The 11,669-nt window shown below is 64.1% G+C and carries 12 protein-coding genes and 1 pseudogene; 3 read left to right on the forward strand and 10 right to left on the reverse strand.

Annotation, left to right across the window (positions count from 1 at the left end):
* Window positions 1-225 precede the first annotated feature (225 nt).
* Complete coding sequence (locus QZY48_RS18680; protein ID WP_295434000.1) at window positions 226-513, forward strand: hypothetical protein; 288 nt, start codon at window positions 226-228, stop codon at window positions 511-513.
* 14 nt (window positions 514-527) lie between these two features.
* A complete protein-coding gene (locus tag QZY48_RS18685; protein WP_295434023.1) occupies window positions 528-953 on the forward strand; it encodes a YbjN domain-containing protein in 426 nt (141 codons plus the stop codon).
* 29 nt (window positions 954-982) lie between these two features.
* On the opposite strand, the gene QZY48_RS18690 is transcribed toward QZY48_RS18685, so the two are convergent.
* The 7 genes and pseudogenes from QZY48_RS18690 to QZY48_RS18720 all read right to left on the reverse strand — a co-directional run bounded on the left by QZY48_RS18690 (window position 983) and on the right by QZY48_RS18720 (window position 6,581).
* The gene (locus QZY48_RS18690) at window positions 983-1,333 is read right to left on the reverse strand and encodes a hypothetical protein (RefSeq protein WP_295434027.1); all 351 of its coding nucleotides are present in this window, start codon (window positions 1,331-1,333) and stop codon (window positions 983-985) included.
* 67 nt (window positions 1,334-1,400) lie between these two features.
* Window positions 1,401-1,535, reverse strand: a complete 135-nt coding sequence (locus tag QZY48_RS18695; RefSeq protein ID WP_295434030.1) for a hypothetical protein — start codon at window positions 1,533-1,535, stop codon at window positions 1,401-1,403.
* Window positions 1,536-1,697: 162 nt separating this feature from the next.
* Window positions 1,698-2,027 (reverse strand): annotated as a pseudogene (locus QZY48_RS18700) (DNA-binding protein); the annotation flags it as partial.
* A 672-nt stretch (window positions 2,028-2,699) separates the two neighbouring features.
* Window positions 2,700-4,568, reverse strand: a complete 1,869-nt coding sequence (locus tag QZY48_RS18705) for a nickel-dependent hydrogenase large subunit (RefSeq protein WP_295434032.1) — start codon at window positions 4,566-4,568, stop codon at window positions 2,700-2,702.
* 437 nt (window positions 4,569-5,005) lie between these two features.
* Complete coding sequence (locus QZY48_RS18710; protein ID WP_295434034.1) at window positions 5,006-6,160, reverse strand: hydrogenase small subunit; 1,155 nt, start codon at window positions 6,158-6,160, stop codon at window positions 5,006-5,008.
* A 5-nt stretch (window positions 6,161-6,165) separates the two neighbouring features.
* The gene (locus QZY48_RS18715) at window positions 6,166-6,405 is read right to left on the reverse strand and encodes a hypothetical protein (protein WP_295434035.1); all 240 of its coding nucleotides are present in this window, start codon (window positions 6,403-6,405) and stop codon (window positions 6,166-6,168) included.
* A complete protein-coding gene (locus tag QZY48_RS18720) occupies window positions 6,402-6,581 on the reverse strand; it encodes a hypothetical protein (protein ID WP_295434036.1) in 180 nt (59 codons plus the stop codon). Before QZY48_RS18720 ends, QZY48_RS18715 begins: the two co-directional genes overlap by 4 nt.
* A 649-nt stretch (window positions 6,582-7,230) precedes the next feature.
* On the opposite strand from QZY48_RS18720, the gene QZY48_RS18725 reads away from it, so the two are divergent.
* Complete coding sequence (locus QZY48_RS18725) at window positions 7,231-7,674, forward strand: RimK/LysX family protein (protein ID WP_295434038.1); 444 nt, start codon at window positions 7,231-7,233, stop codon at window positions 7,672-7,674.
* 492 nt (window positions 7,675-8,166) lie between these two features.
* On the opposite strand, the gene QZY48_RS18730 is transcribed toward QZY48_RS18725, so the two are convergent.
* The 3 genes from QZY48_RS18730 to QZY48_RS18740 all read right to left on the reverse strand — a co-directional run bounded on the left by QZY48_RS18730 (window position 8,167) and on the right by QZY48_RS18740 (window position 11,347).
* The gene (locus QZY48_RS18730; RefSeq protein WP_295434039.1) at window positions 8,167-8,523 is read right to left on the reverse strand and encodes a hypothetical protein; all 357 of its coding nucleotides are present in this window, start codon (window positions 8,521-8,523) and stop codon (window positions 8,167-8,169) included.
* 250 nt (window positions 8,524-8,773) lie between these two features.
* On the reverse strand, window positions 8,774-9,865 hold the full coding sequence (locus QZY48_RS18735) for a PDC sensor domain-containing protein (RefSeq protein WP_295434040.1): 1,092 nt from the start codon (window positions 9,863-9,865) through the stop codon (window positions 8,774-8,776).
* Between the two features lie 294 nt (window positions 9,866-10,159).
* A complete protein-coding gene (locus tag QZY48_RS18740; RefSeq protein WP_295434042.1) occupies window positions 10,160-11,347 on the reverse strand; it encodes a heparan-alpha-glucosaminide N-acetyltransferase domain-containing protein in 1,188 nt (395 codons plus the stop codon).
* Window positions 11,348-11,669: the final 322 nt, after the last annotated feature.

Raw genomic sequence — 11,669 nt, forward strand, 5'->3', positions numbered from 1 at the left:
CATAATGAGAGACTCAGGCAGAGAGGCGAAAGCCGTTTTTCTCATAAACGACTGGATGAAGCGTGGTCGACCAACAATACATGCAAGCTGGTGACCTACTATGCTTAGTTAGAAAGCCAGCAGTCAGGATAGTTGCAAAATATTAATAATTAAATGGTTTTATTGAAATCGACCTGCCTCTACAAATATTTAAATTAAGGTACTTACCTTCATTGGTCTGGCGGCTTGGACACTACCGTTTACTCCGGAGATTGGTTCACACGAGGGATTGCAGCAATTACTGAAGCGGCAGATTACGTTTGGGGAACGCTAACAACCACCCGAACAGGTATGATTTCGATAGATACGCTCGAACCGGAGATAATGGAGCTTTGGGATCAATATTCAACTGACGCAATTATCCTTGAGAGCGTTGTCCAAAGAGCGAAAATCCTGAAACCACTCCTGGAGAAGAGACAAAGAGAGAAAGCATTTCAGGTTCCTAAGCATGTGGTTACAGAAATTATGCAATAAAGGCAGATTTAAGCATGACAACTCTTGAAGCTCTCTCCGAAGCAGAAGTAACGGAAGCCGGCCTTACTTTATTTTTCAAACGAGCCTTTATTCCGTCGTCCCTGGATGGAATGGGCAACGTGACGGTAGAAATGGATTCTGTTAGGGTCACCCTGGTTGTCGATGAAAACATAAAGTTAATGAAATTTATGGCGGTTTTCGGCTTAGCTGACGCCGCACCCCTCGAACTGAAACACGCATTCGTTAACAGGCTGAATGAGAACCTTTACTTTGCGCGGTTTAGCGTTCCGAATGTACGCCCCGATCTATTAATAGCAGATTACTGGCTGCCTTTTGAAGAGGGCATTTCTGTTTTCCAGATCATTTCCGCTCTTCGGTGGTTTGCCAAGATAGTACCATCAGCGATTCACGCTTATGACACAGACCATCTGGTGCTATAGGAAGGATAAGGGGCCAAACTCCATTTAGTCTATGTCCGGCGCCGGGGGGATGGCTTCTTCGTCGCTGGCTCCGGTGTCGGCTCCAGATCCAACGCGGGCGCTTCCGTCTCGGTGGCTGCCGGTGCCTGCAAGGTGGCAATGACGGCCCGCAGATCAGCACTCTGGGCTGCGCGCTCGGTGAGGGTGGCTACCTCAAGGCGCAGGGCCGTAGATGCCGTCTCAGCCGCCGTCAAGGCCGCCTGTGACGCCTCCAGGGCCTCGGCGGTGCGTTGGGCCTGGTGCTCGGCCGCGTCGGCTCGCAGCGTCGCCGCAGCCACCTCCTGACGGGCCTGGTCCAGGGCACCGCTCAGTCGGGCACCCTCGGCCGCGGCTTCGGCCACCTGGCCGCGGAGCGCCTCCAGGGCGGCCCCCTGCCCCTGGATGCGCCGGACCTGCGACCCGATCTCGTCAAGGGGCCTCGCCCTGGGCCTCGTGGACGGCCGCCCGCGCCTGGTCGCGCTCGGCCTCGAGCCGGGCGCGGGTCTCGCGCAGGTCATCGACCTGGCCCCGCAGGGCCTCAAGCTGCCCGCGCAGTTGGCCCAACTCCCCGTCGCTCTCTCCGGCCTGCCGGCGCTGCTCGCGAAGCTCGCCGCCTGGGCCTCGCCGCGCCGGCCCCGCTCTTCGGCCAAGGCGCGCTGTTCGCGGGCCTCGCCGCGGGCCTGGTCATGGCCCTGGCGCTCCTGGGCGACGGCCTGTAACGCCTGGTCACGCTCGCCGCGGACCTGATCCAGATCCCGACTCGTCGGCGAGCTCGACCGCCTCCCGGCGCTCCCCCTCGCTGCGCTGCCGCTCCACGTCGAGGGCCTCGCGCTCGGCGGCAAGCTGGGCCGCGTGCTGCCGGGGCGCCTCGGTCCACACCAAGGTCCCCGCCTGGGCCCCTATCTGAACCAGCGCCTCTTGCACCCGCGCCGGCACCTGCACCGCCTCGGCCCGGGCCTGGCTGACCTGGCGCCGCTCGCGCCAGCCCTTGAGGGCCTCGCTGATGGTGGTGTGAGACCCGCCCCCCAGTACCCCGCGCACCGCGGCCAGGGTGGGAAACTCGCCCCGAGAATAAGGCGCAAGGCGTCACTCACCGCCACAGACCCGGATCGCCAAGAATCTCCGCGTCCAGAGTGAAAAGGATTTCTCACGCCAAGGCGCCAAGCTCGCCAAGGTTTTCTTCCTCACTGCGCAGGTGATAAGGATTGCACCATCACCTCCTTGTCTTCCTTGGCGAGCTTGGCGCCTTGGCGCGATGACTCCTCCTCTTCTTTGTGCCTTTGTGCCTTTGTGAGAGAATTCTTCTGCTTCCTGGCGCCTTGCGGGAAATAGGGGACGGACAAGTTGGGGACGTACCACGGATATGTCAATGGAGAAACAGGCAGAAACAAGGATAGACCCTGAGGTATCCCCACGAAATATCGTTTTCAGTCATATAGATGGAAATATAGCGGACAGTATACTTAATTCCCCGACACGGCTCGCCTGCTTGGGCATTCCCAAGTTAACCAAAATTGCCTCTTCTGCCGCCAGCATCGTGGCCTTGGTTAACGTAGCAAGCTGATTTTTCAAGCTGCGAGAGCAGGACGTCGATGGCCTCCTGTTCGGTGCCGACGTGGTGTCCGGTAGGGCGGTAACGCAACCGTCCCTATGTAGTGTCATGGGGTGATCACCTAGCGCCCGCGACGTTGCGGCGAGCGAGCGTGAGGTCCTCGCAACAGCGAGGCCTCATACCAGCGAACCCGATCCGGCCGCGTGTCTCACATCGACTTGTACCAGCGCCCGTCCGTCCGGGTCGGCGATATGGACCGCGCACCCGATGCAGGGATCGAAACTATGGATCGTGCGCAGCACCTCCAGCGGTCGGGCGACATCGGCCAGCACCAGGCCGACCAGGGCGCGCTCGTAGGGGCCTGCGGTCGCACCCGCATCACGCGGCCCGGCATTCCATTGGCTGGCGACGACGCATTGATAGTTCTCGATCTTGCCGGACCCCGGATCGATCGTGACCCAGTGCCCCAGGGCCCCGCGTGGGGCCTCCGTGAATCCGACACCGACGGCGTTGGGCCAGGACGCGGGCTCCCGCAGGCGCGTAAACGCCTTGGAATTCCAATAGGGACCAGCCCGGCCCTTATGATAGCCCTGGTACCAGACGGACATCTGATCGGCAAGGATCTTCGTCTCGAGCATCCGGCAAAAGACCCGGCCCAGGGTCGAATTGAGCTGCGCGAACGTCAATCCCAAGCCCCCCGCGGACTTGGGATTGGTCCAATATTTGCGGACATAGCCGCGCACCAGGGTGTCGGTCGGCAGGGTGCCCCGCGCATGCATCGTCAGGATGTGCGCAAGGGGGCCGACCTCCATGGGTTGGCCATTGTAACGGGGCGACTTGATCCAGGAGTATCTGCCCTGCTCCTGGAGCATATAGCCTGATCCGCCATCGGCTGCCGGTCCGGTATAATTGAGTTCGGTCGAACCGACCGACGGGTGCACCCCCGTTGCCGATCCGCGATACCAGGCATGCGCGACGTTCTCGGTGACCAGGGCCGGATCGAAGGCGGCCAGCCGATCATGACTGCCCGCCCATATGACCCCGCGTGGAAAGATGTAGCCCGCCGGATAATCGCCGGCGCCGTCGATGAATTCGGTCTTTACCAGCGCGGGGTCCGGAAACTCGCCATAACACAGAAAGTTCCCCGCCGTCGCACCGTAACCGGCCCACTCCGGATACCGCTTCGCCAGCAGCAGCAGGTCCGGCAGGTAGACCTGGTCGACGAACGCCTGCATCCTGGCAATCGCGGTGCGGATGACCGCAAACCCGGCGTTATTGAGCGAGGTCCCGCCGGCGTCCTCGCTCACACGCCCGGGGTTGCTGCTCAGGGTGCAGGGCATCCCGCCGACCACCAGATTGGGGTGCGGGTCCTTACCGCCGAAAATCGCGTGCAGTTTCACCACTTCCCGCGCCCAGGCCAGGGCCTCGATGTAGTGGGAGAGCAGCAGCAGATTCTCTTCCGAAGTCAGACGATAACCGGGGTGGCCCCAATAACCGTTCCCGAACAGTCCCAACTGACCGCCGCCCGCCGCGCCGGTGAGCCGGTTCAGGACGCCCTGGAAATAGGCGGCGTTCGGCAGTGCACCGCTGTCGGCCTTGAAACCGGGGTTGTTCTCCTGCGCCAGCCGCGCGGTCGCGGCGGGGTTGGCCCGCAGGGCGCTCGCGACATCGACCCAGTCCAGGGCGTGCAGGTGGTAGAAATGCATGACGTGGTCATGGACGTATTGGGCGCCGATCATCATGTTGCGGATGTAGTCGGCATTGCGCGGCACCTTGATGCCGATGGCATGTTCGACGGCACGCACCGACGTGACGCCATGGACCACGGTGCAGACCCCGCAGATCCGCTGGGTGAAGGCCCAGGCGTCGCGCGGATCGCGGCCCTGGAGGATGCGTTCGACGCCCCGCACCATGGTCGCCGCACAGAGCCCCGGCCGGCGGATGACCCCGCCGCCGCGGCCGTCAGGCTCGGCAAAGGCCTGGATACGCAGGTGGCCCTCGATACGGGTTACCGGATCGATGATGACATTGGGCGCGGTGGTCATGGTCGGTCTCGTGGGTTAGGGATGGTTCACTGATAAGTTAAACAAGTCCATCAGGGGACGCCTTTTGGCGTTTCGATCGTTGTCGTTGTCGTTGTCGTTGTCGTTGTCGTTGTCGTAATCGTAATCGTAATCGTAATCGAGTTGGTGATCCCCGCGAGGATGCGTTGGCCCCGAGCGTGGTGATCGAAGCCTTTAATACGCTTGGCGGCCTTGTACGCCCAGCCTGTCTAACGAATCGAAACCCGACAGACAGCGGGTTGCTCATGCCAAACTTGCATCGCTGATCCGATTACGACAACGACAACGACAACGACAACGACAACGACAACGACAACGACAGCGACAACGACAGCGATTGTCTTGACTTGTTCTTGACTCGTCACTTAACCGACCGAGTCAATCGAGTGTGCGAATGCGGCGCGCGCGCGGCAGTAGCCTCAGTCGTCATCGTCCTCGTCGTCCTCGTCATCCTCATGGCCATGGCCCCCGTTGCCGCCCGTCCTTCCCCTTTGCGCCGGTCCGTCCGCGATGGGACCCCGCGCGCTTCTGTCGTGGCCCAGTGGTACATAAAAACCCTTGGTGCCTCCGGTATTGACACGATCCCAGAAATCCGGCTCGGTACAGCCGATACACCCGTGCCCCGACATCATGGGAAAACTGGTGCCCTGGTTCCAGCCGATCCTGGCACAGGCGCTATGGGTGACCGGCCCTTTGCAGCCGAGCTTGATCAGACAGCCCCCGGCCCGGGCGTGCGCATCGTCGAATGACCGGGCATGGGGTCCGTCCTCGAACGATTCTTCGCGATAACACCCATCATGCACGGTGCGGCCATAGAACATCATGGGCCGATTGAGCGCGTCGAGTGCCGGTTTGCCGCGGGCCAGGTAGTACAGGATGACGCCGGTCAACACCTCCGGGATCGGCGGGCAGCCCGGGACGTTGATGAGATCCTTCTTTATTCCCAGTTGCCGCAGCAGGGTGCCGACCGACACCGCGCCGGTTGGGTTGGGGTCCGCCTTCGGTAGTCCGCCGAAGCTGGCACAGGTGCCCGCGGCGATGATCAGGCGCGCGTTTTCGGCCGCCTCCCGGAAGCGCACCACCCCGTTTTTTTCGCCGCTGACAAAGTAGCCGCGGTTCCCCTGCGCCGGGATCGACCCGTCGATGACCAGCACATGGCCCGAGCGGTTCGTGGCACTGCGCAACTGTTCTTCCGCCTGCTCGCCGGAGGCGGCCATCAGGGTTTGCTGGAAGTCCAGTGAGACCAGGTTGAGAATCAGATTCTCGATGGTGCCACCGCCCTGGAAGGGGAAGGAATTGACCATGGACTCCAGACAGCCGGTGCATTCCTGAAACGACAGGTAAACCACGGACGGTCTGGTGCGCGCGGTCGCGGCGGCGGCCAGGCTCGGCACCATGGACTGCGGCAGGGCCATCAGGGATGCGAGCCCGGCGCAATAGGACAGAAAACGCCGCCGGCTGATGCCGAGTTCGAGCAGTCGGTCCGCGGTCGCATCGTCGAGCATCAGGCTGTCCTGATCTGCGCCGGGCTGCGCACCCGAGCGCGGCGCCGAGGTTAGGGAACGGAGATTCATGGCTGTTACCCCAACTCCGTGCGATGGCGTATCAACACGCGCGTCAAGGAGACATAAGCCAGGAGCAGGCCCGTGACCGCCAGGACGGTGCCGGCCGCACGCAGTACCGCAGTCGGCCGCGGGTCGGCCACGAAGGCCTGGGTACCGATCATCGTGAGCATCGCGGTCATGAATAACACCCCCTTGATCTTGCTGAGTTTGTCGGCTGCTATGACGATGTTGTTGGAGGCGGCCAGGGCCCTCATGGTATGAAGACAAAGCTGACCAACGCGATCACCAGCCGGGCCGCCGTGATCCGGCTGGCGAGCGTGAGACCGGCGTCATTCACCGGCCAGTCAGGCACCGCCGAGGCCGCCGGTCGTTCATAGACCACACCCGGCTGCGACATCCGCCCGGCCGCGATCTGTGCATTTGCGCTCATTGGACCTCACATGACGAGTCAGCCGGCGCGAACGGGCAACCGCAGCATCGTGATGGCAATGCCGCAGCGCAGGAGTCGCGACCGCAGCGATCGGGACTTGGGCGCAGCCTAGCCTCGGGCAGTTAGCGGCAACCTGAGTGACCCTGTCAGCAAATGTTCAGCCGCGGAGTCATTGAGTCCGCTGGGCTTTTGCCGTCGCGCCGTCGTCGTTTGCCGTGTAGGCCCCGGGCGGGTTTCACTGTCGTTCCGGCCGGTGGCGGTCCGCCTACAACCGGAGGTCGAGGCTTCAGCCGGTGGCCGTTCCCGAGATATCCAAGCGAAATCAGTGGCGCCTGCACGCTGGACCGGCTAAAGCCTCGACCTCCATGGCCGGAAGGACGATCAAGGCCGTGCCAACGCATGTGGCATGGCTTGACGCCGACCGGCAGTTTTCGCAACATCGCTGCGGGATGCGGCCACGGGGTCGAATGATTCATCCGTCGACCGACTGTCGAGTCCGATTCCTCGCGGAGGCCGCTACGTGTTGCCGTGCTGTTTTCGTCGGTCGGTACTGGTATTGCCGTCTGTCGCCTTGGCGGCGTTGGCAACAGCCGTGGCGCTTGCACAGGCAGGAAGCGAAGATGGCCCGTGCGAGGCCTCGCGGGCGCCCATGTCGGCCGTCATCGGGTGGGCGGAGAACGTGCGCCTCACGGCTCTGGGGATAGAACAGTCGGCGCGTATCGATACCGGTGCCAGCCTCGGCGCGATCGATGCCGCTATTATGAAGATCAGCGGCAGCGATACGCCGGGAACGTCCGAACGGGTCGTGTTTTCCATTGCCGACGGTAAGGGCGGGACCGTCGTCGTGCAGCGTGATATCGTCGATTGGATCAGGATCAAGAACAAAGGCGCGGCCGGTACGACGCGGCGGCCGGTGGTCATGATGGAGATCTGTCTCGCCGACAAGACGATCACCGAGCGCATGACGCTGGCCGACCGTCGGGCCTTTTCCTACCCGATCCTGGTCGGCCGCAATTTTCTCCGGGCCGGGCGCTTCCTGGTCGATGCGGATGCGCGTTACACGCAGGCCCCGAAGTGCCGGGGTTTACCCTGAAAGCGCGCGGCGACGCGGTGGGAGCGGCTTCAGCCGGATGCGGCGCCGCTTCCCGCTAACGGCCATGGAAGGTCGCTCTGCCACCCCGGAAGATGAAAGCTCCCCCCCGACATTCGCCGGCACTGATCTTTCCGGCTTCTTCGTGGACCTTGGTGTTAGTGGCCACCTCCGGACCTCGGTACCATGAGGGGTCTGACTCCTGCCGACCTTCACCTGGCTGACAGGTCTCCCCGCTCACCTTGCCCCACCTTCGTGATGTTCCACCCCCAACCACAAGGTGCGTCCCAACATCGCTGTCACCGCCATTGCAGTCTGGAGTGAGTTTCAGGCCTCGCCCTCTCCCGGCAGGCTCGCCACGCGCTCCCCGCCGAATCGGGTTCGTCTTCTGCGGCCCGCCAGTTCGCCTCCGGTTGCTCTCCACCCCGTCTCACGACGACGCAGTTACCTTCGGCTACGGAGTCCTGGCTTACTCCGGCACGGACCGGACCGGCGTCAGCCCTGCCGGAAGAGACACTGCGCCGGGGCCGCCAGGTGTTCCGCGATCTTCTGTTGGGCCAAGTCGCAAAGGCCGCACTGATGACAGGCGGGGCTGCCGTGGGGGCTTAAGGGGAGCATCGCCCGCAGGCGGTGACCCCATACGGTACTCAGGTCGCTGTCGGCGGGGTGGGTCTGAAGAACCTGCTCCGCCTCGGCGCTCAACCGGGAAATGACATCCTCCAACTCCCGGCAATGTTCGCGCCGTCCGGCGGCGTCGATCAGGCTGTTCAGGCAATCGACGAAGGCGCGGTTGCGCCGGTCGGTCTCGGCGTCACCGCTGCGATAGCGGCTGTTCCAGCGGATCGGGCGCATGCTTCGGCTCCAGTGTGCGGAAGGGTTTCAGGGTGGTGCGTCGGTGGGCACTGGTACACCCGGATGGAAATGCTCGGACCTTTGGCAAAAACCTGTGCCGGTAGGGTGCGCCGCGCGCACCGGGGCGCCGGCCCAGACTCAGGACGTTTCGTTCAACCGCAGCCTTGGAAGGTGCGCACGGCGCACCCTACGCCAATGGCCTGACGACTTGCGCGGCGCAGTACCAGGCCACGACAGTCGGGGGCCCCCGTCATGGTGAATAGGTCCCTTCCCGGCCCGCCGAGGCGCTGTCGTGGGGGGCCGGCTCCGGGCAGGGCCCAGTGTGCGGCGCGGCCAGACCCCCTGCGGCCGTCTCGGTTGCATCGTCCCCCACCGGCGCGCCGACCGCACAAAACACGCCGGCCCCGATCCAGAAGTCCAGGCTCTTCTCCAGGAACTCGTCCCAGCGCAGATAGTGGGAACCGTCGCAGGAGAAGGTGAGCGAGACGATGCCGTTCATGATGTTGAGCGAGCCGGCGCGCAGGTAGATGTTCTCGTCCATGAAGCGCAGCTCGTGAAAGGCGCGCAAGACTCTGGACACCTGCGCGGCCGGGATCAGCGCCGCGTCCGCATAGTCGCGCCGTGGATAGGCGAGACAACTGCCGGGGTTGCTCAGGTCCTCGAAGTCGAGCACCCGGTAGCGATAGGGGTCGTCGAAGAGCCAGAGGGTGGCCCGGGAACTGGAGAAATGCAGCTTGGCATGGAATACGCCGTGGGCCAATACCAGCTCGGTGACGAGGTCGAACACCTCGTCGATGCGGGCGTCCATCAGGCTGTCCACGCGCTGCTGGTAGAAGAGCCCACCGCGGATGGCCGGGTCCCCCTTCATCTGGAGCCATTGGTCCGGTTGCCGGTAGAGCTCGCGGGTCAGCGGCAGATCGCGCAGGTCGAAGTCCGCGCCCAGGAACCCCAGCAGGGCGCCGGCGGCGTCGGTCAGGCGCGCGACCGCGGTCAGGGAAGGTCGGCGCTGGTTGCGGCTCAGATAGGCCGCGGATAGGGAGAAGGGCGCGCCGGCCAGGGCCTCGACCAGATACGGACGCCGGCTGCGGTCGCGGCCGAAGTGCTCGGGCAGGACCCCGTCTCGGGAGAGGTTGGCGGTCACCTGATGCCCCTCGCGATCCAGCAGGTAGAGGTACTTGCAGTAGGGCAGCGTCTGCAGGGCGGTGCCGAGCAGGCGCTCCAGGTCCCCCCGGGCGCCCCAGGCCTCGCGGCAGGCGGCCGCCAGGCGCGCCAGCGCGTCGGCCAAGCGCCCATGCAGCAGCATACGCTGACGTGCCACCGCGGCCTGCAATGCATCGCTCATGACAATCGACCTCGGGTCAGGGTGAAATCACACCGGGAATAACGGCATGCGCGCCCAGCCAGCCGGGCCGCCGCATCTGATATAGGGGGCTTCCCGCCCGGAACATCCCGGCACCGGTCAACATTAGGGTGAGGGATGGGAGATCCGTCTGCACGGCGGCTGGGGTCAGGGGGAACGTCGCCGCCAAGGAAGGTGCTCTGCCAGGGCAAAATGCGAGTCGACGGGGTTTGCCCGGGAGCAAACCGCTGTTTGGGAGGGCGCCGGGCGGGCTGGCCGCGAGACTGACTCAGCGCCTCACAGATACGAAAGCCACCAGTCCCGGCGCCTGGACTTGATGTCGGCGAACCACCGGCAGACCGGGTAGAGCAGGAGCACGCAGGCCACCCAGGCGCCGTAGGTCAGTGGTAGGTCCCAGTGAAAATCGTGCGGCCAGTTGCCTCCCGGCGGATTGGCGAACAGCCAGGGCGCCGCCCCGTACCGCCAGGTGGACCAGGCCACGGCTATGGCGTGCAGCAATGGCAGGTGCAGGACGTAGAAGAGGAACGGCACCCGCCCGAAGATGTCGAGCGGGCGGGTGAAGGCGGGCAGGTTCGGACGGTCCAGGGCGGCCAGCAGCATCAGGGCCGGTCCCATGGTCATGAGGACATAGGACAGGGACACCGGGTACTTCTCACAGGCCAGGAAGTTCAGCACGGTGAAGAGCGGATCGGGCTGGGTCGCCCAGGGGTGCGGATCGCCATAGCCGTTGAGTCCGCGGATGACCACGAAGGCGATGGTCATCGCGAGGCCGATCAGGAAGACGCGCCGCCGCCGGTCGGCCTGGTCCCATTTCAGTGCGAGGCCGCAGCCATAGCCCGCCGCCATGATCCCGATCCAGGGGATCAGCGGATAGACGACCAGGAGGCGCACGTCGCCGAACAGCGGCACATAGCCGGTGCCGTGCAGGACGGTCCAGAGACCGGCAAAGCGCCCGAAGTCCGCGGGGGCCAGGCCGTCGAGCAGGTTGTGCCCGAGGATCATCGCCAGGCCCAGGATCAATACCAGGCGCGCGGGCAGCCGGACGAGCAGCGCCAGGGCGACCATGGACCAGCCCAGTGACCAGATCACGCCCGCCTTGAGCAGGGTGTAATCGAAATTGAAGTACCAGGCAACCCGCAGCACCGTCAGCTCCAGCGCCACCAACCACAGGCCGCGGGTGATGAGCATGCGCGCGACCGCGGCCTTGGGCTTGCCGCGCGAGGCGGAAAGATAGATGCCCAGTCCGGCCAGGAAGGAGAAGACCGGGGCGCAGAAATCGGTGACCCAGCGGGTCAGGAAGAAGCCCACGCTGGTCTGGGTGACGTCGATGGGGTTGAAGTAGGCGTGCGAGTTGGAGAAGAAGTCGCGGGAGTGGTCCAGGGCCATGATGACGATCACCAGGCCCCGCAGAACATCGATGCTCTGCAGGCGCACGCGTGCCGACGGTGTCGGGATTTCGGCCATCATGCAATGCTCCTCCAAGGGTAAAGGTCGGGGGCAATGATGCGAAATCGGTGCGCGCCCGGCCGTGACGGGGGTCTCAGGCGGGGCAACCCTGGGTCGGGCGCCGCGCCCCGCGCACTGCCAGCCGAGGAGGGATAGGAAATCCAACTGCTGGGCGGCTGGGGTCAGGGAAAACTTAGCATCGAAGCAAGCGCCTCTGCAAGGGGGCAGTGCGAGCCGACGCCCGGTCGGGTGCGGTCGCGACGGGCGGGCGGGCGGCCTTGATCAAAACTCCGGCCACCACGAGGGGGACATCCGTCGCGGCCTGGGGGCCGCTCCTGCG

This window comes from uncultured Thiodictyon sp. (assembly GCF_903828115.1).
Lineage (GTDB): Bacteria > Pseudomonadota > Gammaproteobacteria > Chromatiales > Chromatiaceae > Thiodictyon.